Origin of the sequence: Synechococcus sp. W60.1, from assembly GCF_047461575.1 — a bacterium.
Classification (GTDB): domain Bacteria; phylum Cyanobacteriota; class Cyanobacteriia; order Thermostichales; family Thermostichaceae; genus Thermostichus.
Map to the genome: position 1 here is coordinate 1 of NZ_JANSHL010000001.1, position 25,204 is coordinate 25,204.

The 25,204-nt window shown below is 59.0% G+C and carries 21 protein-coding genes; 13 read left to right on the top strand and 8 right to left on the bottom strand.

Annotation, left to right across the window (positions count from 1 at the left end):
• The first annotated feature begins 620 nt into the window (after window positions 1-620).
• Window positions 621-3,404 (top strand): isoleucine--tRNA ligase, encoded by a 2,784-nt coding sequence (ileS, locus tag NW805_RS00005; RefSeq protein ID WP_414421477.1) that lies wholly within the window; start codon window positions 621-623, stop codon window positions 3,402-3,404.
• A gap of 88 nt (window positions 3,405-3,492) precedes the next feature.
• Here the strand turns inward: ileS and NW805_RS00010 are convergent, their stop codons facing one another.
• On the bottom strand, window positions 3,493-4,839 hold the full coding sequence (locus NW805_RS00010) for a dihydroorotase (RefSeq protein WP_414421246.1): 1,347 nt from the start codon (window positions 4,837-4,839) through the stop codon (window positions 3,493-3,495).
• Between the two features lie 2 nt (window positions 4,840-4,841).
• On the bottom strand, window positions 4,842-6,254 hold the full coding sequence (locus NW805_RS00015) for a histidine phosphatase family protein (protein WP_414421247.1): 1,413 nt from the start codon (window positions 6,252-6,254) through the stop codon (window positions 4,842-4,844).
• A 356-nt stretch (window positions 6,255-6,610) separates the two neighbouring features.
• Here NW805_RS00015 and murQ point away from each other — a divergent pair, with 356 nt between their 5' ends.
• From murQ to NW805_RS00040, 5 genes are all read left to right on the top strand, one after another.
• Complete coding sequence (gene murQ / locus NW805_RS00020) at window positions 6,611-7,540, top strand: N-acetylmuramic acid 6-phosphate etherase (RefSeq protein WP_414421248.1); 930 nt, start codon at window positions 6,611-6,613, stop codon at window positions 7,538-7,540.
• A gap of 356 nt (window positions 7,541-7,896) precedes the next feature.
• Complete coding sequence (locus NW805_RS00025) at window positions 7,897-8,847, top strand: recombinase family protein (RefSeq protein ID WP_414421249.1); 951 nt, start codon at window positions 7,897-7,899, stop codon at window positions 8,845-8,847.
• Window positions 8,848-9,218: 371 nt separating this feature from the next.
• Window positions 9,219-10,055 carry a ferredoxin:protochlorophyllide reductase (ATP-dependent) iron-sulfur ATP-binding protein gene (gene bchL, locus NW805_RS00030; protein WP_041437180.1) on the top strand — a complete coding sequence of 279 codons (837 nt, stop codon included), beginning with the start codon at window positions 9,219-9,221 and terminating at the stop codon, window positions 10,053-10,055.
• 158 nt (window positions 10,056-10,213) lie between these two features.
• Window positions 10,214-11,191: a protochlorophyllide reductase gene (locus tag NW805_RS00035; protein WP_414421250.1), complete on the top strand. Its 978-nt coding sequence runs from the start codon at window positions 10,214-10,216 to the stop codon at window positions 11,189-11,191.
• A 40-nt stretch (window positions 11,192-11,231) separates the two neighbouring features.
• Window positions 11,232-12,632, top strand: coding sequence for a ferredoxin:protochlorophyllide reductase (ATP-dependent) subunit N (locus NW805_RS00040; protein ID WP_414421251.1), 1,401 nt, complete (start codon window positions 11,232-11,234; stop codon window positions 12,630-12,632).
• On the opposite strand, the gene NW805_RS00045 is transcribed toward NW805_RS00040, so the two are convergent.
• From NW805_RS00045 to NW805_RS00055, 3 genes are all read right to left on the bottom strand, one after another.
• The gene (locus tag NW805_RS00045; protein ID WP_414373570.1) at window positions 12,629-12,871 is read right to left on the bottom strand and encodes a hypothetical protein; all 243 of its coding nucleotides are present in this window, start codon (window positions 12,869-12,871) and stop codon (window positions 12,629-12,631) included. The two genes, NW805_RS00040 and NW805_RS00045, sit on opposite strands and share 4 nt — an antisense overlap.
• 37 nt (window positions 12,872-12,908) lie before the next feature.
• Window positions 12,909-14,219, bottom strand: a complete 1,311-nt coding sequence (gene hemL / locus NW805_RS00050; RefSeq protein ID WP_414421252.1) for a glutamate-1-semialdehyde 2,1-aminomutase — start codon at window positions 14,217-14,219, stop codon at window positions 12,909-12,911.
• A gap of 81 nt (window positions 14,220-14,300) precedes the next feature.
• Complete coding sequence (locus tag NW805_RS00055; protein WP_414421253.1) at window positions 14,301-14,576, bottom strand: DUF4404 family protein; 276 nt, start codon at window positions 14,574-14,576, stop codon at window positions 14,301-14,303.
• A gap of 175 nt (window positions 14,577-14,751) precedes the next feature.
• Between NW805_RS00055 and NW805_RS00060 the strand changes: the two genes are divergently transcribed.
• The 5 genes from NW805_RS00060 (at window position 14,752) to NW805_RS00080 (ending at window position 18,949) form a co-directional block, all read left to right on the top strand.
• A complete protein-coding gene (locus NW805_RS00060) occupies window positions 14,752-15,096 on the top strand; it encodes a hypothetical protein (RefSeq protein WP_414421254.1) in 345 nt (114 codons plus the stop codon).
• Between the two features lie 30 nt (window positions 15,097-15,126).
• Window positions 15,127-15,873, top strand: a complete 747-nt coding sequence (locus tag NW805_RS00065; protein ID WP_414421255.1) for an SIMPL domain-containing protein — start codon at window positions 15,127-15,129, stop codon at window positions 15,871-15,873.
• Window positions 15,874-16,295: 422 nt separating this feature from the next.
• Entirely contained in the window at window positions 16,296-17,486 is a 1,191-nt protein-coding gene (locus tag NW805_RS00070) for a response regulator (protein ID WP_414421256.1), read from the top strand.
• A 155-nt stretch (window positions 17,487-17,641) separates the two neighbouring features.
• On the top strand, window positions 17,642-18,037 hold the full coding sequence (locus NW805_RS00075; RefSeq protein ID WP_414421257.1) for a hypothetical protein: 396 nt from the start codon (window positions 17,642-17,644) through the stop codon (window positions 18,035-18,037).
• Window positions 18,038-18,082: 45 nt separating this feature from the next.
• Window positions 18,083-18,949, top strand: coding sequence for a shikimate dehydrogenase (locus NW805_RS00080; protein ID WP_414421478.1), 867 nt, complete (start codon window positions 18,083-18,085; stop codon window positions 18,947-18,949).
• Between the two features lie 63 nt (window positions 18,950-19,012).
• On the opposite strand, the gene glnT is transcribed toward NW805_RS00080, so the two are convergent.
• Complete coding sequence (gene glnT / locus NW805_RS00085; RefSeq protein ID WP_414421258.1) at window positions 19,013-20,311, bottom strand: type III glutamate--ammonia ligase; 1,299 nt, start codon at window positions 20,309-20,311, stop codon at window positions 19,013-19,015.
• A 103-nt stretch (window positions 20,312-20,414) separates the two neighbouring features.
• Here glnT and ribH point away from each other — a divergent pair, with 103 nt between their 5' ends.
• Entirely contained in the window at window positions 20,415-20,999 is a 585-nt protein-coding gene (gene ribH, locus NW805_RS00090) for a 6,7-dimethyl-8-ribityllumazine synthase (RefSeq protein ID WP_414421259.1), read from the top strand.
• Here the strand turns inward: ribH and htpG are convergent.
• Both htpG and NW805_RS00100 read right to left on the bottom strand, forming a co-directional pair.
• The gene (gene htpG / locus NW805_RS00095) at window positions 20,993-22,852 is read right to left on the bottom strand and encodes a molecular chaperone HtpG (protein WP_414348507.1); all 1,860 of its coding nucleotides are present in this window, start codon (window positions 22,850-22,852) and stop codon (window positions 20,993-20,995) included. The genes ribH and htpG overlap by 7 nt on opposite strands.
• Window positions 22,853-22,959: 107 nt before the next feature.
• On the bottom strand, window positions 22,960-24,429 hold the full coding sequence (locus NW805_RS00100) for an LCP family protein (protein ID WP_414421260.1): 1,470 nt from the start codon (window positions 24,427-24,429) through the stop codon (window positions 22,960-22,962).
• Between NW805_RS00100 and NW805_RS00105 the strand changes: the two genes are divergently transcribed.
• Window positions 24,428-25,165, top strand: a complete 738-nt coding sequence (locus tag NW805_RS00105; RefSeq protein ID WP_414421261.1) for a 4'-phosphopantetheinyl transferase family protein — start codon at window positions 24,428-24,430, stop codon at window positions 25,163-25,165. The genes NW805_RS00100 and NW805_RS00105 overlap by 2 nt on opposite strands.
• Window positions 25,166-25,204: the final 39 nt, after the last annotated feature.

Sequence of the window (25,204 nt, forward strand, 5' to 3'; positions counted from 1 at the left end):
CTGGTAGAGCAGAGCAGGCTCAGGGCTACTGAAAGCCCGCTCCGTACCGCTTAGCGGTCGGAGCCGGGTAGTTTACACGCCCGTCCATTCCAAGCCCCGCTACAGCTATCTGCAAAACTATCCGCTCTCTCCCACCCCCAAGGCAACAACAGGCGGTCAGGGAAAGAGCGGTCTAGCGGGCCTTCAACTGGAACCTGACTGCCGGGAGGAACTCCAAGCGAGCCAGAACGCGAAGACTCTTCAGCAGACTGAAGGATCTAAGTTCAGACCGTTAGAGAACAGCCCCGGCGCACAGCCGGCTGAACCCAACTTGACGACCCTTACAACTACTACTATCTGGCATCCGCAGGAACCTCCCTTACTCAACGACACCCTGAGACTAGCACAAATCTTTTCTTGTTTTCTCGATCAGGGAGTTCATGCGGTGGTTTGTTGGAGCCGTTTGAGAGCTCCAGGCGCTCTGGGTGACCGTGGGCTTCGGATCCCCTGTCCCACAAGAGGGGTGAGGGATGGACTGCTGAGGATGAGGCGACAGCGTAGGATAGAGAGACGCCCTTTAGGTTGCTCGAGTTGCCGTGGACTACAAAAGTACCCTCAACCTGCCCCGAACTCAGTTTCCCATGCGGGCAGAGGCCGCCAAGAGAGAACCCGCCATTCAAGCCTTTTGGCAGGAAGAGCAAATCTACCAGCGCCTTGCCGACCACAATCCTGGGGATCCCTTTGTGCTGCACGATGGGCCGCCCTACGCCAATGGCGATATCCACATGGGCACCACCCTCAACAAGATCCTCAAGGATATCGTCAACAAGTACCACATCCTGCAGGGGCGCAAGGTGCGCTACGTGCCCGGCTGGGATTGCCACGGCCTGCCCATCGAACTGAAAGTGTTGCAAAGCCTCACCCCGCAGGAGCGGGAAAACCTCACCCCTCTGCAGCTGCGACAAAAAGCCAAGGAGTACGCCCTGCACTACGTTGATGTGCAGCGGGCCAGTTTTCAGCGCCTGGGGGTATGGGGATCCTGGGATCGGCCCTACCTGACGCTGTCGCCGGAGTACGAAGCCGCCCAGATCGAGGTGTTTGGGCAAATGGCCCTCAAGGGCTACATCTACCGCGGCCTCAAGCCCGTCCACTGGAGCCCCAGCTCCCAGACGGCTCTGGCGGAAGCGGAGCTGGAATATCCTGACAACCACATCTCCCGCAGCATCTATGTGGCTTTCCCGTTGCACAGCCTCAGCGCAGCGGCGCAGCCGATTTTAGAGCCCTTCATGCCGGGCCTGCGGGCAGCCATCTGGACCACCACCCCTTGGACGATCCCGGCCAACCTGGCTCTCTGCTTTAACCCCAAGCTCACCTATGCAGTGGTGGAGTCTCCCCGCTTCGGCCTGCTGTTGATCGCCGCCGATCTGCGGGAGCGGCTGGAGAAGGTTCTGGAGACGCCTCTGGAGATCAAGGCCACCCTGCCGGGATCCGCCCTGGAATACAGTCAAGGACGGCACCCCCTCTTCGACCGCGCCAGCCTCTGCGTGTTGGGGGACTACGTCACCACCGAGTCGGGCACCGGCATTGTGCACACGGCTCCGGGGCATGGGGAAGATGACTTCAAAACCGGCCAAAAGTATGGTCTGCCCATTCTCAGCCCTGTGGACGATCAGGGGAGATTTACCGCCGAGGCCGGATCCCAGTTCGTCGGGTTGGATGTGCTCTCCAAGAAGCCGGAGACCAGCGGCAATGCTGCTGTCATCCAGGCTCTGCAGGCTGCGGGGGCTTTGCTCAAGGAAGAGCCCTACAACCACAAATATCCCTACGACTGGCGCACGAAAGAGCCAACGATTTTCCGGGCCACCGAGCAGTGGTTTGCGTCTGTAGCTGGCTTCCGGGAGCTGGCCCTGCAGGCCATTAAAACCGTGAAATGGATCCCGGCCATCGGGGAGAACCGCATCACTGCTATGGTGTCGGAGCGCTCGGATTGGTGTATTTCCCGCCAGCGGGCTTGGGGCGTGCCCATCCCTGTCTTTTACGACGAAGAAACCGGCGAGGTTCTGCTCACCGCCGAGACCCTCGACCACATCAAGGCCATTTTTGCCCAGGAGGGATCCGACGCCTGGTGGAAGCGCCCGGTGGAGGAGTTGCTGCCGGAGAAGTACCGCCACAATGGCCGCACCTACCGCAAGGGCACAGACACCATGGATGTCTGGTTTGACTCCGGCTCCTCCTGGGCAGCGGTGGCCAAGGCCCAAGGGCTGGGCTACCCGGTGGATCTGTATTTGGAGGGCTCCGACCAACACCGGGGCTGGTTCCAATCCAGTTTGCTTACCTCCGTGGCCGTCAACGGCCATGCCCCCTACAAGGCGGTGCTCACCCATGGGTTTGTGCTGGACGAGAAAGGCCAGAAAATGAGCAAGTCCCTGGGCAATGTCATCGATCCGCTGGTGTTAATTAACGGCGGCAAAGATCCCCAGACGGATCCCGCCTACGGGGCGGATGTGCTGCGCCTGTGGGTCTCCAGTGTGGACTACTCCGGGGATGTGCCGCTAGGTAAGACCATTCTTGGGCAAATGGCGGATGTATATCGCAAAATCCGCAACACAGCTCGCTTTTTGCTGAGCAACCTCTACGATTTCAATCCGGCTCAGGATGCCGTTCCTTTTGCAGCCTTGACGGAGTTGGATCGCTACATTCTGCACCGCCTGCACGAGGTGGGATCCGAGATCGGCGAATCTTTTGCAAGCTATCAGTTCTACCGATTTTTCCAGGCGATTCAGAACTTCTGTGTGGTGGATCTCTCCAACTTTTACCTGGATATTGCCAAGGATCGCCTCTACATTAGCCATGCCCAAAGTCTACGGCGGCGCCAATGTCAAACGGTGCTCTCCCTGTTGCTGGAGAACTTGGCCAAGGCCATCGCCCCCGTTCTCTCCCACATGGCCGAAGAGATTTGGAGCCATCTGCCCTATCCCAAGCCCACCCGTTCGGTGTTTGAGGGGGGGTGGATGAAGCTGCCGGAGCACTGGCGGGATCCCCAGTTGGCGGCCATTTGGGAGCAGCTGCGAGAGGTGCGCCAAGAGGTGAACAAGGCTCTGGAGCAAGCCCGTACCGGTCGCGTTAGCGGGACGGAGTCCTTTAAGCCCATCGGCGCTTCCACCGAGGCCAAGGTAATCCTGAAGGTAGCGGATCCCAGCCTATACGCTCTTTTGCAGGAGCGGGCTGCCGAGTTGCGCTACTTGTTCATCACCTCACAGGTGGAACTGGAGAAAACCTCAGGTCAAGGCTTGGAGGTCTCTGTTTTTCCGGCTGACGGCCAAAAGTGCGTGCGCTGCTGGAACTATTCCACCCGTGTGGGGGAATTTGCCGAACACCCAGAGCTGTGTGAGCGTTGTGTAGCCGCTCTGGCCGGGGAGTTTTGAATTCGGGACCCCGTCCCGCTGGCGGGAAGGGATCCCCCTCTTTGAATTGGCTCTTTCTCCGGACAGGTCTTGTCGGCCTTCTTCGGGATCAAGGGGCAGAGCTGCGGGATGGGATCCCCTCGACATGGGTGTGCAACACCTTGCCGCACAGGGTTTTCTCCAGCCAGGGAGTCGCTGGCGATCGGGAGTGGAGAGTGGCAACAGAAACCGTCCAAGGGTGGGTGGGATCAAACAGCACCCAGTCGCTGTGGGGGGTGAGGGTGGGCGGATCTAGGTTTAGGCAGCGGGCCGGGTACAGGCTGAGGGCAGACCACAGTTGCAGCGCTGTCAGGGATCCCGTTGCCACCAAATGTTGCCACAGCAGCGGCAGAGCCAGCTCCAGGCCCATCGCCCCCGGCGGAGCGTCGGCAAAGGGCAGGGTTTTCTCTTCGTAGGTGTAGGGGTGGTGATCCGTAGCGATCCCCAGGCTGCCGGAACGGATCCCGGCGATCAGAGCCTCTCGGTCGCCAGCGCTGGGAAGAGGGGGCAGAAGGCGAAGGTGGGGATCGTAGCGGTGCTCAAAGACGGCCTCTTCGGACAAGATCAGGTGCATCCAAGTGGCGCTGGCGGTAACCGGCAGTCCTTCGGCTTGGGCCTGTTGGATCAGCTCCAGGCTGCGGGCTTGGCTCAGGCGCATAATATGCACAGGCGGAGGGGAAGGAACGCTCCTGATCACCTCCAAGAGACGGGCCAGAGCGGCAGTTTCGGCACTGGCAGGGATCCCTTTCAGCCCTAGGCGCAGCGCCCAGATCCCTTCGTAGAGGCTACCTTGCCCGGCCAAGGTGGGATCCCAGGCCCAGAGCAGCAGGGGTTTCTTCCCCAGCCGCAAATACTCCAGAGCCCGCCGCAGCAGAGCCAGGGAGCGCAGCGGCTGAACTTCTGCAAAACCAACTGCTCCCGCTTGCGCCAGTTCTCCCCAGGGGGTTGGGGTTTCTCCCTGGCCACCCACGCTCAGGGCAGCCCAGGGCAGCCAGCGGGGATCCCCCAATTGGCGGGGGTAGCGGTTCAAGTGCTCCGGGCGATCCAGCACCGGAAAAAAGCCGCTTCCGGGAAGGGGGGTGGGCAGAAGCCCCACCTGGGTAAAGCCTCCCGCCAAAGCCGCTGCAGCCAAAGAGGTCAGGGTTTCCCGACTGTGGGCCAGATCGCTGCCAACCATCTCGCCGCTGTGGGCATACAGATCCAGCAAACCCGGCCCCACCACCCAACCTGAGCCATCGATGGTGGGGATGTCGGCAGGGATCCCTGCCGGCTCGGTGGCCCGCAGGCGACCCTCTTGCAACCACACATCGGTTACTTCATCCCGCTGGCGCAAGGGATCCAACAGGCGCACTCCCTGGAGATGCACATTTTGTCCTGTTAGTCGTCCTGTTAGCTCGCAGAGAGGGGATGAGCCCATCTTTACAAAGCTCCAGCGGTGGTGCAGTCCAGGATCTGGCCGGACAGATGGGTGGTGAGGTTCAACACCTTCAAAACCGGGGCACCCTCCTTGCCTTCTGGATAGTCGATCACCGTAATGGCGCCATTCCCCTGCTTGAAGATCCAAAAGGCTTGGGGGGAAAGGTCGAACAACTGACAGATGATCGCCTTGTTGATGGCATCGTGGGCAACAACAACCGCCGTGCCCTGAGGAAACTGGGCTGCGGTGATGGCCAAAAGCTCCTGCCAAGCGGAGCGAGTGCGCTCCCACACCTGGTGAAGGTTTTCCCCATTGGGCATCTGCACACTGGCGGGATCCCGTTGCCAGCGCTCCAGCTCGCCGGGGTATTCGGCTTCGACTTCGCTTTGCAGCTTGCCCTCCCAGTCGCCGTGGCAGATCTCTTGCAAGTCGGGCATTGGGCGCAAAATGAGGTTGCCGTGGTTGCTGCAGATGGCATCGGCTGTGGCCCAGGGGCGCTTCAGGGGGCTGGAGAAGGCCAGTTGCAGGGGTTGAGTGGCCAAAAATTCTGCCACCTTGGCTGCCTGTTCCTCCCCGGTGGCATTGAGGGGGATATCCCGCTGCCCTTGAAAACGGCGCTCTCGGTTCCATTGGGTTTCCCCATGCCGCACCAGCAAGATGCGCATCCCCTGCTTGCGCTTGGGCAGGGCTTGGCCGAGGTGAGCGGTGATGTTCAGAGATTCCAGTTGTGGCGGCCCCTGCAGGCCCTCGGGAAAATTGAGAACGCTGATGGCGCAGTTATCCTGCCCGAGGCGGTGATAGTGGTGTGGCCCCAGGCCGATGGCGGTGCTGACCAGGGCGCGATTGATGCCGCTGTGGCCCACGATGAGGATATTGAGGGGCTGCCTTGGGGAGGGATCCGCTCCATGGTTCCAGAGGCCTGCAGCCGATTGCAGATGCAGGGCCAGCATTTCCCAAAACCCCTGCGCCTGCTGCCAGAGCTCCCGCACTGGAAAGCGGCCCTCCAGCTCCAGGTTGTCGGGATGGTGCCGCCACAGATGGTAATCCTCGGGGTATTTCTCCTTCACCTCAGCAAAGGTCAGCCCTTCCCAGGCTGTCAGGTCGATCTCCCGCAGTTGATCGGTGATGTGCAGAGGGATCCCTTCTCGGTCTTTCAAAAGGATGCGAGCTGTCTCGAGGGCGCGAGACAGGGGGCTGCAATAGGCGCAATCCAACGGGATCCCGGCCAGGGCCTCGGCTACACGCTGCGCCTGCACTTCTCCAGTGGGGGTGAGCCGGGAGAGATCGGAGCGGCCTTGAATGCGATTTTCCAGGTTGAAGGTGCTCTCACCATGGCGCACGATCAAGATGCGCAGGGCAGGCTGGTCGCGGTAGCGGGACGGAGTCCTTGCCATCGCTTGCATGGACTTACTCATCGCAGTAGCGGGACGGAGTCCTTAGAACACCTTCTAGAGTACCGCCACTGGGCGGCGCTCGCCTTCGTCAATTCACCGGTTGGGCTGCCGACTGAGGCGTATTTGGGCTGGTCGCCGCTTGTGATGGGGGCATCTTTGGAGAATGGCCGCGCTGCGTTTCCGCTGGCAGAGGTTTTGGTTGAATGGACGTTGGCGAAGGGGGCCGGCTTGGTGCTCCTTGCCCTTGTTGTGGTGCTGTTGGCGCAGTTTTTCCCTCCACTGCTCCCTCAGGAGAGCCCCCTGCCACCGATAGAATCCGAGAAGACAAAGTGTAGGATCCCTGAAGGCGGATCCCTCTTGCCTGGACAAGCGCTGCCATGGTTTCTCCACAATTGGCTTGGGATCCCGGATCCCTGACCGAAAGCCCCAACCCGGCCACAGCCGAGATCGACCGTCTCAGCACCTGGGAACTGGTGAAACGGATCAACGCTGAGGATCGGCGGGTGCCGGAAGCGGTGGCTGCTCAAGCAGAGCCGATTGCCCAAGCCATCGATGCCATTGCCGAGCGGATGAGTCGCGGCGGGCGGCTGATCTATATCGGGGCAGGAACCTCAGGTCGGCTGGGGGTGCTGGATGCGGCTGAGTGCCCGCCCACTTTTGGCACTTCCCCCACCCAGGTGGTGGCTTTGATTGCCGGGGGGGAAAGGGCCCTGACCCAGGCGGTAGAAGGCGCAGAGGATGACGCGGAAGCGGCTGCCCGCGCTCTGGAGAGTCTCCACCTCCAAGCTCAAGATAGTGTGGTGGGAATTGCTGCCAGCGGTCGTACCCCCTATGTGCTGGGTGGGATCCAAGCCGCCAGAAGTATTGGGGCGCTCACGATTGGCCTGGCCTGCAATCACCCTTCTCCTCTAACCGAGCAGGTGGATATTGCTATTGCCCCTTTGGTGGGGCCGGAGGTAATCCTCGGATCCACCCGCATGAAAGCCGGCACAGCCCAAAAGTTGGTGTTGCATACGATCTCCACCGGGGTGATGATCCGCTTGGGCAAGACCTATGGCAACCTAATGGTGGATCTCCAGGCCAGCAATGCCAAGCTCAAGCAACGGGCGGAGCGAATAGTGGCTTTGGCCTGCGATCTGGATCCCACTACGGCTGCCCAATTGCTGCAGGCTTGTGATGGAGAGGTGAAAACCGCGATCCTTGTGGCCTTGATGGGGTGCTCTGCTCAAGAGGCCCGTCAGCACTTGCAACAGGCCCAGGGCAACATTCGCCAGGTGCTTGATTCCGTTCTGGCGCAGCGGCGGTGACAATAGTTGAATGGCTTGTCCATGAGCGTTTGCGGCTACCTCTACACGCCTTCCCATGCTCCTTTGCCGGAACAGGAGTTGGCCTGGCTCAAGTTGCGAGGGGCCGATCCCATCCTGCACGATTGGGGATCCCGAACCTATCTGGAGGAGCTGTTCCGGCGCATCACAGCCGGCTTGGTGCAGGAAGTGCTGCTCTTGCGCCTGTCGGATCTGGGGGATCGGGCGGATGAAATCCACGAGCGGCTGCTGCAAATCCAAAACTCCGGGATCCGACTCAGCTTGGTCACCGAATCCGGCCTGCAAACCCCACCAAGGCTGCCGATTGTATCCCCCTGCTGGCCGAGATCCCCCATCAGTTGCAAAGCCGCCGCCTCTGCTGCAGCCAAGCCCAAAACCGCCTTGCGGGCAAACCCCCCCCTGGCCCTGCCCCCTTTGGCTACCGCCGCGAAGGGGAACGCTACGTGCTGGATCGCCGGCAGGCCAGCATCGTTCAGGATTTTTTCCAGCACTTTCTCCTCTACGGATCCCTGCGGCAGGCGGTGCGCTTCTTGGAGGAAAAACACCACAAGCGGATTTCTGTGGCCACCGGACGCAACTGGCTGCTCAACCCGGTGTACCGCGGGGATCTGGCCTATGCCGACGGCACCACCCTGCGGGATACTCACCCGGCCCTCCTCAGCCGCACGGAAGCCGCCCAGATCGATCGCTGGCTCAAACGCAACCAAGGGATCCCGCGTCGCAGCGCCAGTGCTCCCCGCGCTTTGGCCGGCCTGGTTCATTGCTGCGCTTGTGGCAGCCTTCTGCGCATTGTGCAAACCACCCCTCGCAAGGGGAAAAAGAACGGATCCCCCTACCTCTATCTGCGCTGCCAAACCTGTCGCTACAGCCTCCCCTACACCGAAGTCCTGCAGGAGGTGATCCGGCAGGTGTGCGAACAACTGCCCCAACGCGCCCAGACACTGGATCGACAAGCCCTCACCCAAGTCCGCCAAGAGCTGCAAGCCCAAATCCAGGCCAACGCCGAGCGGCTGCGGCAATTGGAAGAGCTGCAGCAATCTGGACTAATGGACGAGGCCTCCCTGGCCCAGCGTCGCTACCAGTTGCGAGCAGAGACGGCCCGCTTGGCCCAAAAGCTGGAGCAACTTCCCCCCGCCAACCTCACCCAGACCATCCAAACCCTCTCCATCCCGCCCTTCTGGCAAGACCTCAGCGAGACCGAACGGCGTGCCTACCTGCGGGAATTCCTGCGCAGGATCGAGGTGGATTCTGCAGGAGCGGTGCGAGTTACTTTTGCCTTCGATCCCTGAGAGCGAAGGGTTCCCCCCACCTTCCCCCCAGAATTGAGACCATTCTTGATTCTTTCTCAGCCCAGACCTGCCTCAGCGCCAAGCCAAGAGGACGGGATCAGCGCCATGGCATAGCTGAATCCTTCCCGATTTGGGTGAATTGTCATCTGGAATTGTTTTCTTTTGATCACTGATGAAAGTATATCTAAAACTAAAATCGGGAAAAACATCAAAAATCGACTTGAGAAGCCCTGGGAACTTTCTTAGGACCATTTGCAAGATCTGGGAACTTCTAGGTTTTTTAGGGATCCACCTTTATCCTTCGCAACAGTTCTCAGGGGGCGGGTTGGCTGCCGATAATGTCCCTTGTCTGCCCCATGGAGGAACGAGCTGTGAAATTGGCGGTTTACGGAAAAGGTGGGATCGGCAAATCCACCACCAGTTGCAACATCTCGGTGGCCTTGGCCAGGCGGGGCAAAAAGGTCTTGCAGATTGGCTGTGATCCCAAGCACGACAGCACCTTCACCCTGACCGGCTTTCTCATCCCCACCATCATCGACACCCTGGAAGCCAAGGGCTATCACCACGAAGACATCTACCCAGAAGATGTGATCTACCGCGGCTACGGCGGCGTGGACTGTGTGGAAGCGGGTGGGCCCCCGGCAGGGGCTGGCTGTGGCGGCTATGTGGTGGGGGAAACCGTCAAACTCCTAAAGGAGCTGAACGCCTTCGATGAGTACGATGTCATCCTCTTCGATGTGCTGGGGGATGTGGTGTGCGGCGGTTTTGCGGCTCCCCTCAACTACGCCGACTACTGCCTGATCGTAACCGACAACGGCTTTGATGCCCTGTTTGCCGCCAATCGGATTGCTGCCTCGGTGCGAGAAAAGGCCAAAACCCGCAAGCTGCGGTTGGCCGGGCTGATCGGCAATCGCACCAGTAAGCGGGATCTGATTGACAAATACGTCTCGGCAGTTCCCATGCCGGTTATCGAGGTGCTTCCCCTCATTGAAGATATTCGCGTCTCGCGGGTCAAGGGCAAAACTCTCTTCGAGATGGCGGAAACCGATCCCAGCCTGGAGCCTGTCTGCCAGTACTACCTGAACATCGCCGATGAGCTGCTGGCCCGTCCGGAAGGGATCGTGCCCCAACCTGCCGAAGATCGGGAGCTGTTTGCTTTGCTCTCCGACTTTTACAACACTCCAGCCCGCCAACTGGCCCTGGTGTGACGGATCCCCTGCCAGCGGGGGCAGTGTGTCCAAAAATGAAGCCACTGTTTCGGAAGACTGTCGCAAACCTTATCAATTTGTTGTCCGATCCGCTTTCCCCCCCAAGATGGATCCTGTAGGGATCCCGCTTTGGGAAGGAAATGGCACAGGAGTTGGATATGCAAGGACAAGAGCAACCCACCGTCGTGATTACCGGAGCTTCCTCGGGTGTTGGCCTGTACTCAGCTTTGGCCTTGGCCAAGCGCGGCTGGCACGTGGTGATGGCCTGTCGGGATCTGGACAAAGCCTACCGGGTGGCCCAACAAGTGGGGATCCCCCAGGGCAGCTATACCCTGATGCAGATCGACCTAGCCAGCTTGGCCAGCGTGCGGCGGTTTGTCGAGCAGTTCCGCAACTGGGGCCGTTCCTTGGACGCCTTGGTCTGTAATGCCGCCATCTACATGCCCTTGCTCAAGCAGCCCTTGCGCAGCCCGGAAGGATATGAGCTGACCATGGCCACCAACCATCTGGGGCATTTCTTGCTCTGCCACTTGATGCTGGAGGATCTGAAACGCTCCACCTATCTGGATCGGCGGCTGGTGATCTTGGGCACGGTTACCCACAATCCCAAAGAGCTGGGGGGTAAGATCCCACCCCAACCCCACCTGGGGGATCTGCGGGGGTTTGCCCAGGGCTTCAAGGATCCCATCAGCATGGCCGATGGCGGCAAATTCGATCCGGTGAAAGCCTACAAAGACAGCAAAGTCTGCAATATCCTCACCATGCGCGAGCTGCACCGCCGCTTCCACGAAAGCACTGGCATCACCTTCCTCTCCCTCTATCCGGGGTGTGTAGCCACCACGGCTCTGTTCCGCCATCACTATCCCCTGTTTCAAAAACTTTTCCCCTGGTTTCAAAAAAACATCACGGGCGGATTTGTTTCTCAGGAATTGGCCGGAGAGCGGGTGGCCCAAGTGGTGGCCGATCCCGAGTTTCGTCGGTCGGGATTCTACTGGAGCTGGGGTAACCGGCAACGCAAGAATGCCAAGCCCTTTAACCAAGAAGTCTCTGACGAGGCGGCAGACGATGCCAAGGCCAAATTGCTTTGGGATCTCAGCGAAAAATTGGTGGGTGTGCCCCAGTTGGTAGCCCTCTAGTTGGCAACGTTCCCTTCTTTTATGTTTTTAGGAGACGAGCATGAATGCTGCTTTGGATAGTGCCAACGCCCTTAACTTCCAGTGCGAAACCGGCAATTACCATACCTTTTGCCCGATTAGTTGTGTAGCTTGGCTTTATCAAAAAATTGAAGACAGCTTCTTTTTGGTCATCGGCACCAAAACCTGTGGCTACTTTCTGCAAAACGCCATGGGGGTGATGATCTTTGCCGAGCCCCGCTATGCCATGGCGGAGCTGGAAGAGGGGGATATTAGCGCCAAGCTCAACGACTATGAGGAGCTGAAGCGGCTGTGCCTGCAAATTCAGCGGGATCGCAATCCCAGCGTGATTGTCTGGATCGGCACCTGCACCACCGAGATCATCAAAATGGACCTGGAGGGCCTAGCCCAGAAGCTGGAGGGGGAGATTGGGATCCCGATTGTGGTGGCCCGGGCCAATGGCCTCGACTACGCTTTTACCCAAGGGGAAGACACGGTTTTGGCCTCGATGGCTCAACGCTGCCCAGAGCAGGTGCGGGCAGAGGAGCAGGAAACCCGCGGGGGTCTCCAGGCGCTTTTTTACGGGCTCCGCTCTGGAACAAAGAAAGAGGAGGAAGGCTTCCACAAGCATCCTCCCTTGGTGATCTTCGGCTCGGTGCCCGATCCGGTGGTGACCCAACTCACCCTGGAGCTGAAGAAACACGGGATCCGCGTCTCCGGCTGGTTGCCGGCCAAACGCTATGGAGAGCTGCCGGTGATCGAGCCGGGCACCTACGTGGTGGGGGTGAATCCTTTCCTCAGCCGCACGGCCACCACGCTGGTACGCCTCAAAAAGGCTAAGATCATAACCGCTCCTTTTCCCATCGGGCCGGATGGCACCCGCGCCTGGATAGAAGCCATTGCCCGCGAGCTGGGGATCCCAACTCAAGGCTTGGCAGAGCGGGAAGCGGAAGTGTGGAGCCATCCCCAAGTTCGGGATTATCTGGAGCTGGTGCGGGGCAAAAGCGTTTTCTTCATGGGCGATAACCTGCTGGAGATCTCGCTGGCCCGTTTCTTGGTGCGCTGCGGCATGACGGTGCAGGAAATCGGGATCCCTTACATGGACAAACGCTACCAAGCGGCTGAGCTGGCCCTCTTGGAGCGCACCTGCGAAGAGATGGGAGTGCCCAAGCCCACCATCGTAGAAAAGCCGGATAACTACAACCAAATCCAGCGCATCAAGGCCCTGCAGCCGGATCTGGTGATCACAGGTATGGCCCACGCCAACCCCCTAGAGGCACGGGGGATAACCACCAAGTGGTCGGTGGAGTTCACCTTCGCCCAGATCCACGGCTTCGGCAACACCCAGGCTCTGCTGGAGCTGGTGACCCGACCGCTGCGGCGCAATGCAGCCCTCAAAGGCTTGGGTTGGGAACGGTTGGTGCGGGAAGAAGCCCCTATCTAACCTTCCGGCTCCTCATTGTCAAACAGTAGACCGTCTAGGTGATCTGGCAGTTGCTGCCGGTCGATCCAGACCATGCCCGCCAGAATAGCTTCGGCCTCGTTTTGAAAGTAGCCGTAGGCTTTGGTGCCAATCTCCGACTCGCAAGAGCCATCTTGCTGGAGCAGCCGGCAGCGAAAGATAAACCCCTTCTCTGTAGCTTGGGTGGTGATGCTCCAGTTGCGATGGATATGCTCGGCCATAGCAGGGATCCCGGCTCGCGAGGGGGTAATTGTCAACTCAGAGGGTGCTCAACACCTCTCGCGCGGCGGCTAGAGTTTTCTCCACATCGGCCTCTGTGTGGGCCAGGGAGGTGAAGCCGGCCTCAAATTGCGAGGGCGCCAGATAGACTCCCCGCTCCAACATGCCGCGATGGAAGCGGGCAAATTTCTGCAGATCAGCAGTCTTGGCCTCTTCGTAGTTGCGCACTGGGCCGGCGGTAAAAAAGAAGCCAAACATGCCGGGCAGATAGCCCCCGCACATCTCATGCCCCGTTTCCCGCGCGATCTGCAATAGCCCCGTCGCCAACTTCTCGGTAATCCGCTCCAGATACTCGTAGGTGCCCGGGCGGCGCAAAATGTCCAGTGTCTGGATCCCTGCTGTCATGGCCAGGGGGTTGCCGGAAAGAGTCCCTGCCTGATACATCGGCCCCGCTGGAGCCACCATTTCCATAATTTCTCGCCGACCGCCATAGGCCCCCACCGGCAGGCCGCCACCGATGACTTTACCCAAAGTGGTTAAATCGGGGATGACCCCAAACTTGGCCTGTACACCGCCATAGCTGATGCGAAAGCCGGTCATCACCTCGTCAAATACCAGCAGGGCCCCGTACTTTTGGGTGAGATCTCGCAAGCCTTCCAAGAAGCCCGGCTGGGGGGGAATAAAGCCGGCATTGCCCACCACCGGCTCTAGGATGACTCCGGCAATGGAGTCGGGGTGCTGTTCAAACAGGGCCTTGACTGCCTCCAGGTCGTTGTAGGGAGCCGTCAGCGTAGCGCTGGTAGCTGCCTTGGGCACCCCCGGCGAGTCTGGCAAGCCCAGCGTGGCCACCCCCGAACCGGCTTTCACCAAAAACATGTCCGCATGGCCGTGGTAGCAGCCCTCAAACTTGATCACCTTTTCCCGACCGGTATAGGCCCGCATCAAGCGCAGCACCGCCATGCAAGCTTCGGTGCCGGAATTGACAAAGCGCACCATCTCCACACTGGGCACCGCCTCAATGACCCGCTCCGCCAGTTCATTTTCCAGAACGCATGGGGCGCCGAAGCTGGTGCCTTTCTCCAAAGCTCGGCGCAGAGCCTCAATGACCTCGGGGTGAGCGTGGCCAACAATCGCCGGCCCCCAACTGCCGATGTAGTCGATGTATTGGTTGCCGTCCACATCCCAGGCGTAGGCCCCTGAGACACGGTCGAACACTACGGGATCCCCGCCCACCGACTTGAAGGCGCGCACCGGAGAACTCACTCCCCCCGGCATGAGGCTTTGTGCCCGGGCAAAAACCTGCTTGGAGCGGGTGGTGTTAAACGAGGTGGAGTGGAGAGTGCTGGTCATAGAGCATAAGGAGCTTTCAACGCATTACCAAGGCTAGCAAGCAAGGGAGCTTTCTGGTGAGCCCTTTTACCGACCATGAAACTACAAACCCATTCCCGCCAGCGTGTCGATCACCTGCTCCAGGATCAGGGTGAGGTTGGGATGGGAGGTCTCGAACAGGCCCAGCGCCTCTCCAAGGCGATCTCTATGCCCTTGGCTCTGTTTGCTCTCGGTTCGGGATTCCAGATCGGCCAGCACCGCCTCCACTTCCTGGCGAATGGTGGCAATGTGCTGCCGCTGCTTTTCGTCCAGGCCAGGGGTTTTTTGCAGCTCAACATCCAGATCGTGCAGCAGTTGTCGCAGTTTCGATTCGGCCATTCTGTAAAGAGACCTTAACGACTTGAGAACCGATTGAGTTTTGACCACCCTGCCTCAATCATACGGTCTGATGGGTTGAAGCAGGGATCTCTTTGTCCAAGGTCTGAGGGCGGGTGAGGCGACGAAGGTGAACTTTGACCGCCGGGGATCCCAGCATTGGAGCAACCTTTGTAGGATGGGCAGTAGAGTCTATCCCCATGTCTGCCCCATGTCTGAGCTGGCATTGGCCCCAGTAGGGGCGGCGGTTGCTGCTGCCCTTTTCGTTGGGATTTTCGTCTGGGAACAAAGACGCAGCCAAGAATTGCTGCAGCGGTGGGCGGCAAAGCAGGGCTACTCCCTGTTGAGCCAGGAGGCACGGTACTGGCGGCTGGGGCCTTTTTCCGGGAGCACTTCCAAGTATCAACGGGTATTCCGTGTGCGGATACGGGATCCGTGGGGGCAAGAACGCACCGGTTGGGTGAGGTTAGGGAACTGGTGGCTGGGGCTTTTGTCGGATCAGGCTGAGGAGCGGTGGGAGTAGGCTGGGATTGAACCACAGAAGGGGAAAGCAATGAACGGGATCAGGGGTTGGAAAGGGCTGAAGGGGGTAGCGTGGCTGGGCCTGGTACTGGCGGTGGCACTGTTGGGTTGGAACATAATCGCCGGAGGTGGAGCGATGGCCAGTCCTGGTGAGGGATCCCGAATGTTGACGGTTACAGGACAGGGATCGGTCTCCGTAGAGAACTCCATTGCCCTCATTCGCTTGGGGGTGGTGATCCAGGGGGAGACGGCGCAATCGGTACAACAACAGGTGGCAGAACGCTCAGAGCGGCTGGTCAATCGCCTCAAGGAGCTGCAAGTAAGCGCTCTGCAAACCACCGGCATTTCCCTCTACCCGCAATACGACTACCGGGATGGCCAGCCTCGCCTAACGGGTGTGCAGGGGCAAAACAGTCTGCAATTCGAGGTGCCCGTGGCCAGAGCCGGGCAAGTGCTGGATGAAGCCGTGGCCGCCGGAGCCACCCAGGTGGAATCGGTCAGTTTCCGGGCCGATGAAGCCACCCTGTTGGAAGCGCGCAGCCGCGCCCTAACCCAAGCCGTGAAAGATGCCCAACGTCAAGCCCAGGATGTGCTGGGGGCCTTGAACCTGAGCATCCGTTCCGTCGAGCGCATCCAGATTCAGAGCGATGGCTACATGATCCCGCCGCCGATCCCCTTTGCCCGCGCCGACTATGCCCGTCTAGAAACAGCATCCACACCGGTGGAGGGGGGACAGCAAACCGTGCGCGCCCAAGTCACCCTCGAGATCCGTTACTGAGCCTCTGCTTTGCTGCCTCGAATAATTCACAAATGTTCACCACATAGATTTCAGCTCTCCCGCCAAAGGGCTTCTGGTCAGAGCAAGCCTTGGGCAGCAACAGACAGCGGCTCTGGACGAGCGAAGTCTCAGTGATTCAAGAGTGATTCAATCCATCTAACCAACTCGGCAAAGTGGAAGCGGCTGCTGTTCGCTACCGCATCAGAATAACGATGGAGATACCACATTCATTAGAATAGCGATGGAAAGTTGCGGGTAGTTTGCTTTCCCGGATTTTCTCGCCATCCTGCCTCAGTTTGTCTATGGATCCCAGACCGGAGAGCGCTAGTGCAGCTCCTGCGCCTGAGAAGGCGAAACTCGTCTCTGGCAGAAGTCAAGACGGCAGTCTGCAAGCCCGTGTACTGATTGTGGATGATAGCTACATGGTGGCAGAGATGCTGTCCAACTTTTTGGGCAAGCAGGGCTGCAGTATTTCTTATGCTTTGGATGGCCTCTCCGCGCTGGAGCAAATTCGCCGCCAACCCCCAGATCTGATCATTGCCGATTGGGTCATGCCCTCCCTGAACGGCCTAGACCTGTGCCGTCAACTGCGGCAACTGCCGGAATATGCTTGGGTGTACTACATCATTATGACTGCCCGCGAGGGCAACGATAGCATGGAGCGGGCTTTGGAGGCAGGCGCCGATGAGTTTCTTTCCAAACCCTTTCAGGCTGCAGAGCTGCTGGCGCGGGTGCGGGCAGGGCTGCGCATTGTAGAAAGTCGCCGCCAGCAATATCTGCTCAAAACTGGGCAAAAATCTCCTCCCTCTCCCCCCAAGTCGATTGGTTTGGAGGTGGGTAACCGTCAGGATTTGGTGGCTCGTTTGCCGCTGCGGGTGGCCCAGGCCCGTGCCCAATCGGAACCCCTCAGCTTGTTTGTGCTGCGCTTGGCCAACCTCGGTTCTCTGGCACAAGGGCTGGATGCTGACGGTCGGGCTGATCTGCTCAAACTGTTTAGGGAGCGTTTGGCCAATAACCTGCGCGATGGAGACGACCTGTTTTGCTACGACGAGGGGCAGTTTATCATTCTGCTGCCGGGGAGCACCTTGGCTGCTGCGCAAATGGCTGCCGAACGCTGCTGTCAGCGGATGATTCAGGATCCCTTTGTGGTGAATGGACGGGCGCTGCCGGTACAGCTCCAGTTTGGAGCGGCCAGCCTCATGGACAGCGATGATCCCAAGGGGGTGGCTCTGTTGCGTCGGGCTGCCCAGGCTATGCGAGATAGCAAAAACGCCCACAGCTCGGTGGTGACCGCTCCCCATCCCATCCCGGTTTCCATTCGCGCTACTCGGACGGAGTCCCTAGAGCTGCTGAAACGCCTGCAGCGTCTGGAAAAAGAAAACGCCGAACTGCGCCGAGAGCTGGAAACTCGCCTCAAGCAGATTGAGGATCTCCGCCAACACCATCAAGAGCTCAGCCAAAAAATGCAGGCTTCTGCACCGGAACTGTCCACAGCGGGATCCCTGGCCCATAGACCCTTCCGCTTGCGGCGGCGAAAACTCCGGCAGCTTTGTCTGAAGCGTCAACTGAGCCGTAGAAGACCGCGCCTGGCTTTGGGACGGCTGAGCAGGTAGCGATGGGCTGAGCGAACGGGAGAGACGGAAGGGAGATGCAAAAGGCTATGATGGGCATTCTTCAGGGTCAAGTGGCCGGATCTGGGATCTGGAGACCAGCAGGAAGATGGTTCCTAAACAACATTGAGCTCATCTTGACGGCGGTAGGAATAGGGGTGATTCTGCTAAGTGGTTTTGTGGCCAGCCGCAGCGCTTTTTCGCTAGAAACGGCAACGGCGGTCAGCGCCACTTTGGTAGGGGTCGTCCACGGGATCCTCTTTTGGCTGTTGCGACGGCGGCAGAGACAGGTGAGGCGGGAGGCAATCGGGCAAATTCGGGAAATGATAGAAGATTTGGGCAAAAACCGCCTGCAAACCATCAAGATGAGCTTGTACATGGTGCAGGCGCGTCAACCGGAGCAGGAAGAGCGAACCCGAAAAAGCTTTGACCGCGTTTACCAGATCCTGGCGGAGATGAGCACCTTGATCGACCACATTTCGGAAGAATCGTTGGCCGGCTGGCGCCATCGCTACCGGCAGACTCTGCAGCGGGTTGAGTCGGAGTCTCAGTAGTCTTTAAAGTGACTTCAGGGATCCCTTGAGGAGTTGGCTGAGCCGGTGGACGGTCGGATTTCGGGAAGCACCCAATTGCTTGGTCTGGTTGGGGATCCGGTGGCCCACAGCTTATCCCCGGCCATGCACAACGCTGCTTTGGCGGCTATGGGGGAAAACTACTGCTATGTGCCGTTTCCGGTGGCTCCAGAACACTTGGCGACGGCGGTGGCAGGGCTGGCGGCCATTGGGGTGCGGGGATTTAACGTCACGATCCCTCACAAACAGGCCATTCTCCCTTTGCTCGATCAGATTGAATCGCGGGCAGCAGCGGTGGGGGCGGTGAATACGGTTTACCCCTTGCCAGAGGGCGGGTGGGCGGGCACCAATACCGATATCGATGGCTTTGTGCAGCCTTTGCTGGGTCTGGAAAAAGGGATCCCTACTCTCATTCTGGGATCCGGGGGGGCAGCGCGGGCGGCCATCCAAGGCTGTTTGGAGTTGGGGCTGGGGCCGGTGCGGGTGGCGGGGCGATCCCCCAACCCATTGCTGGCCTTGCGACAGACTTGGCCGCAGGTGGAGACGGTGAACTGGGCAGAGTTGAATTGCTACCTGTCTCAGACGCGGCTTTTGGTCAACACCACCCCCGTGGGCATGCACAAGCCGGGATCCCCTGGCGGTCAGGAGCTCTCTCCCCTGAGCCGGGAGCAACTGGGCCTGCTGTCTCCGGGTGCCATCGTCTACGACCTGATCTATGTGCCGGATCCCACTCCTCTGCTGCGGATGGCCGCCGAGTTGGGACATACCCCCATCAGTGGACTAGAGATGCTGGTTCACCAGGGGGCCAAGGCCCTGTCGCTTTGGCTGGGAGGCAAGCCTGTACCGGTGGAGGTGATGCGGCAGGCAGCTCAGCACCAGTTGGCCCAGGTTTAGGGTCACTCCAGGCCAGTTGGAAGCCCTCTCTCAAGGTGTAATGAGATAACAACAACTACCGGGCTAGCAATCCAAGGTTGTTTCCCGCTCCCAGGGCGTGATCTGACGGTTGTATTCCTGCCACTGTTGGCGTTTGAGCTTGAGGTAGGCATTCACAAAGGGATCCCCAAGCCTGCTGCGGAACAGGGTGTTTTGGTCTAAATGGTTGAGGGCTTCGACCAGAGAGCCGGGCAACGTTGGGGCATTGGGGAGGGGATCGGTGTAGGCGTTGTTGTCACAGCGGGGGCCAGGATCCCGTTGGTGTTGGATCCCGTCCAGACCGGCGGCAATGAGACCAGCAGCCAAAAGATAGGGATTGGCGGCAGCATCGGCCAAACGCAATTCAAACCGCCCGGCATCCGGGATCCGAATGGCGTGGGTGCGATTATTGCCGCTGTAGCTGATCGTATTGGGAGACCAGGTGGCCCCAGAGAGCGTGACGGGGGCATTGAGGCGGCGATAAGAATTGACCGTCGGGTTGGTGAGGGCACACAAAGCAGGTGCATGGTGTAGCACCCCGCCGATGAAGTGATAGGCCAGTTGAGAAAGCCCCAATTCCCCTTGGGGATCGGCGAATAGGTTTTGCTCCCCCTGCCAAAGAGAAATGTGGGTGTGGCAGCCGTTGCCCGTCAGATGGGCAAAGGGTTTGGGCATGAAGGTGGCTCGATAGCCATGCTTTTCGGCAATGCTTTTCACCATGTATTTGAAAAAGGCGTGGCGATCAGCCGTAACTAGGGCATCGTCAAACCGCCAGTTCATTTCAAATTGGCCGTTGGCATCCTCGTGATCGTTTTGATAGGGATCCCAGCCCAGCTTCTGCATGCCATCGCAGATGTCTCGGATCACCGAGAAACGCCGCATCAAACTTTGCTGGTCATAGCAGGGCTTGGCCTGCTGGTCGCGCTCATCGGAAATGGCCCACTCTTCGGGCGACAGAAGCATGAACTCGCATTCGATCCCCGTCTTGACTTGAAAGCCCATAGCTTCTGCTTGGGATAACACCTGCTTCAACACCCAGCGGGGGGTTTGTGGCAAGGGATCCCCGTTGACCTGGACTAGATCGGCAGGCATCCAGGCCACTTCCGGCTGCCAGGGCAGTTGAAACAAGCGCTCGCGCTCCGGCTGGGCAAACACATCGGGATCCGCTGGAGTCAAGTCCAACCAGGCGGCAAACCCGGCAAATCCAGCCTGACCCTCTGCCATGAAGTCGATAGCTGAGGCAGGCACCAGCTTGGCCCGTTGGATCCCAAACAGGTCGGTAAAAGAGAGCAGAAAGTAGCCGATCCCTTGGGCGCGGGCAATTTCAGAAAGCGGCTGTGTCATGCACCCAAGCTAGGTCTTGGCCTCAGTGAATTAGGATGGGAAAGCGTGGTTTTGCCGTGTCGGCCCGCTTGTTCTTCTCTTGGGTAGATCTGGAGCAGCGTAGATGGCAGTTTACGAGGGCAATTTTGTTCAGACGGAGGATCTGCGTCTAGCCATCGTCATCGGTCGGTTTAACGACCTGATCACCGGCAAATTGTTAGAAGGGTGCCAGGACGCGCTGAAGCGGCATGGTGTGGATGTCGGCCCGGAGAGCAAGCAAGTGGACTACTACTGGGTGCCGGGCAGTTTTGAGGTGCCTTTGCTGGCTCACCAACTGGCCCAATCTCGCCGTTATGATGCCATCATCTGTCTGGGGGCAGTGATTCGCGGGCAAACTCCCCACTTCGACTATGTGGCGGCGGAGGTCTCCAAAGGCATTGCGGCGGCAGGATTTCGTACCGGAGTGCCGGTTATTTTCGGGATCCTCACCGCCGATACCCTGCAGCAGGCTCTGGAGCGGGCCGGGGTCAAGAGCAACAAAGGTTGGGAATACGCCATGAGTGCCCTGGAGATGGCGACGCTGATGCGCCAAGTTGCCCCCGTGCTCCAAGGCAGCTACAGCCACAGCGGCAACGGGGCCGGATCCCGTCCGTCTCTGCCCGGTGGAGCGGAAGCCCTGCAGTCTACCCTGGACAGCGCTGCCTATTGAGGGCGGGTGAGGCGAGTCAGCACTTCGTTGGAACGCTGCACAAAGGCCCGCGCGGCTGCTGGATCAAAGCTTTTCTGGGTAATCAAAGCCAAATCGTAGATGTGATTGCAGATGAGGTGAACCAAGTCGGGATCCCGACCCTGATCGGCAAGAGACTGCAGGTTTTGGATAAGGGGATGGGCCGTGTTCAGAACCAGCGTGTGCTCTTCCAGAAACTCCAGCGGCTTCTGCTGGATGACGGCGTTGAGCTCCTGTAGGCGCCGCAGCGTCTCCGGCAGCAAGATCATGGCCGGAACCGACTCTGATTTAAGAGCTTCTGCTTTGATCTGCAACTTGTCTTTGCCCAGGGCCTGCCGAAAGAGATCGACCAACTTTTGGCTGCGGGTTTTTTGCGTGACCGGATCCACAATTTCGGCGGCTTTGTCTTTATCTACCAGCGTTTCGTCCAGCTCAGAGTCCACCCGCTTAAATTGGATCCCTTCTTCTTTGTATTCCCGCTCCAAAAAGCTGCTGAAGTGGCTGTCGATCCAGCTATCCAGCATGATCACTTCCAGTCCTTGAGAGCGGTGGAGATCGATGTAGGCACTCTGGGCAGCCTCATCGGTGGCGTAGTAAACTCGCTTGTTTTGCTTGTCGCGGGTGCGCTCCAGGTACGCTTTCAGGGTCACATATTCGGGTTTGTCAGCAGGGGATCCGGCCACTCGGAAAATGAGAATATCCTTAATCTGGGCAAAGAACTTGTCGTTGTTCATCGCCCCAAACTTCATAAAGAGGCTGATGTCGGGCCAGACCTTGACGTATTTTTCGTAATCTTCCCTGTACAGTTCATTGAGACGATCCGCCACCTTTTTGGCAACGTGATCCCCAATGCGTCTTACGGTGCGGTCATTTTGCAAGAAGCTGCGAGAGACGTTGAGGGGAATATCCGGACTGTCGATGGCCCCCCGCAGAGGTAGGAGGAACTTGGGGATAACTTCCTCACAGTTATCTTGGACAAAGACTTGATTGCAGAACAGCTTGACTTGACCCTTGGTGGGATCAATATCCGGGCGCAACTTGGGGAAATAGAGGATCCCTTGCACGATGAAGGGATAGTCGGTGTTGATGTGCACCCAGAAATGGGGATCCTCTTGAAAGGGATAGAGGTAGCGATAAAACTCTAGGTAATCCTCATCTTTGAGTTCGGAAGGTGAGGTTCTCCACAGGGGCTTTTGCTTGTTGATCACTTCCCCGTTTAACTTGATGGGAACGGGGATGAAATCGCAGTATTTACGAACCAATTCCCGAATGCGGCTTGGCTCCAGGTATTCTTCGTTTTCGGGGGTGATGTAAAGGGTAACGGTGGTGCCGATGCTGGAGCGCTCAGAATCGGAGAGGGTAAAAGTAGTGGTGCCGTCACAAGCCCACTTCACCGGCGTGCTGCCGGGCCGATAGGAGAGGGTGTCGATCTCCACCCGCTGCGACACCATAAAAGAGGAGTAGAATCCTAGACCAAAGTGGCCAATGATTGCTTGCTCTGCGTCTTTGCCCTTGTACTTTTGAATGAACTCTTCAGCGCTGGAAAAAGCCACCTGGTTGATGTATTTTTTCACTTCCTCGGCAGTCATGCCAATGCCGTTATCGGCCACCGCTAAGGTCTTGGCCTCCTTGTTGAGGGCAATCGTAATCTCCGGCTCTGGGAGATCTGCCACTTCGCCGGCAAGGCTGGCCATCTTCAGCTTGGTGATGGCATCAGCAGCATTGGAGATCAGCTCCCGCAAGAAGATCTCTCGATCCGAGTAGAGAGACTGCTTGATGATGGGAAAGATGTTCTCGGTGTGGATGGTGATGGATCCCTGTTCCAGCACGGTCATAGGTGGCTCAGCACTCAAACAAGCTCAGTGCTAATCTACAGAGACCGAAAAGTCCCCGACAAGCAGGCTCTTTTTCGGAAATCCGCACTCGCAACCGAACCGGCTCTCTAGAGCTGAGCTGCTCCGGGCGGAGCTTGGGTTTGGCCGTTGGCGTCAGCGGCGCGGAGTGCTTCATCCAAAGCCAACTGTTGAGCCCAATCTTGGCCGACTCGAATGGTGACATCGGAGTTGAGAACGCCAGTAGATTCTACCCGCACTTCTCCCAGGCCAATGGCGGCGCGGATCTGTTTAGCCCCCTCCCGATCCCCGCTCTGGGCGAGGATCTCCGTTTGCTGCAGCACCTGAGTGCTGTCTTCCACGGCAAAAGCATGGGCGTATCCTTGTCTCACCAATTCTTGCACCATACGGCGGGCCATCCCCGGCTCTCCGGTTGCGTTTTGCACGGCTATGCGCAGGCGGTGTGGAGGAATGCGGGCTACCTCTGCCTCCAGGCCAAAGTGGGAAACGGCCACCCGCCGAATCGCGGCGGGATCCGGCAGCCAGTAGCTGGTGGAGAATTCTCCCGGCTGACTGAAGCGGCCCGGCAGCAGCACCAGGTCGATGCGATCGCCCCCAGAGGTGAGGACAAACTTGGCCAAGCTCAGAACCTCTTCCCAGGTGAGGTTGGTATCGAGGTTGGTGCGGATAACCTGCAAAATCTTCGGGATCCGCGGCCAGACAGCAGGGGAGAGCAGTTCCCGGCTCAGGGCCCGCAGCAATTCCTGTTGCCGTTGCACCCGACCGATATCCCCCAATCCCAGGTGATCGCGGCGAAAGCGGGCAAAGTGGTGGGCTTGTTCCCCGTTGAGGCGTTGCCAGCCGGGCTCCAGGTGGATGAACAACTGCTGGGTGTGATCCACGTATTGCATCGGTTCCGGCACGTAGATTTCCACGCCGCCCACCGCATCGATCAGCTCTTCCAGAGCATCGGTATTGAGGCGAATGTAGCGGTCAATCGGGATCCCACCCATCAAGTGGCTGACCACCTGAGCCGTCAGCGCCGGGCCCCCTGCCAAGTTGGCAGCATTGATCTTGGCCACACCAAAGCCAGGCAAGCGCACACGAGTGTCGCGGGGGATGGACAAAACGGTAATCCGCCGCGCCTGGGGATCAAAGCGGGCCAAGAGAATGGTGTCGCTGCGGGTGTGGAAGCGATCTCGCTCTGTGGGCAAGGGCAGGGTGGGATCCGGGTTGTCCGTGCCGAGAATGAGGATATGCAACGAGCGATCCAGAGCCGCAGCCCGTAAGGCATCAGGACGGAAGGCTTCTTGTTCTGCAGGAGTGAGGGAAGTTGGGATCACCTGACGGGGCAACATCACGGCCAGGAGGGCACCGGCAGAACCCGCCAACACAGCCGTGAACCCCAACAACAGCCAGAGGATCCCCTGACGAATGGCCTGCTGACGAGCTGCGCGGACACGGTCAGGACGGGGGGGATAGTGGAAGGAGGGCATCAGGTCAGACCAGGCCTCGCGAGCGCGTACAGGAAAGGGTGTACTGTCTGGGTGGTGTTGCCAACTCCACCAATTCAAGGCCATGTTACCCTATCCTCAGTTTTCAGAGTTGTCTGGATCCAACTTCAGCGAGGTAGCAGTCGCCACAGGGGGATCCCTGCAGCCGTTGTCGGGAAAGTCAGAGGTGCATCTTTGGCTGCAGACAGTCCCCCCGTTGGAGAAGTTGCTCCCCCAGCTCGACTTTCTTTCTCCTGAGGAACGTCGGCGGGCAGAGCGTTTACAACTGCCGGCGGATCGGTGCCGCTTTCTGGCCGGTCGTCTTGGGTTGCGGAGCTTGCTCAGCCGCTACAGCGGCATTCCGCCCCAGGGGATCCCCCTCGACCACAGTTCTACCGGCAAACCCTACTGGCGGGATCCACCCCTACCGCTGCAGTTCAACCTCAGCCACTCCCACGAGCGCGTCCTGATCGGCCTGAGATGGCAATACCGCATTGGAGTGGATCTGGAATGGGTTCGACCTGTGCCCCGCTGGCAGCGCATCGCCCAGCGCTACTTTTCGGCTGCCGAGCAGGGCCGTTTGGCCAACTGTCCAGCTCCAGAGCGAGATGCCCTTTTCTTTCAAATGTGGACACAAAAAGAGGCACTCCTGAAGGGAACAGGCAGGGGTCTGGCCGGCTCTGCAGCTTTGGGCGAGGACTCCCGCTGGGTGACCTTACCGCTTCAGGTTGCCGGTGGCTACGTCGCTGCGGTAGCCCTTGAAATAAGGAAAGACGGAGAGGAAGCCCCAGCCGTGCGGCTCTACGAGGATGTGGATGGCTAGACAGGGCAGAAGGGAATCAAAACCTCTCCGCCTAGAGAT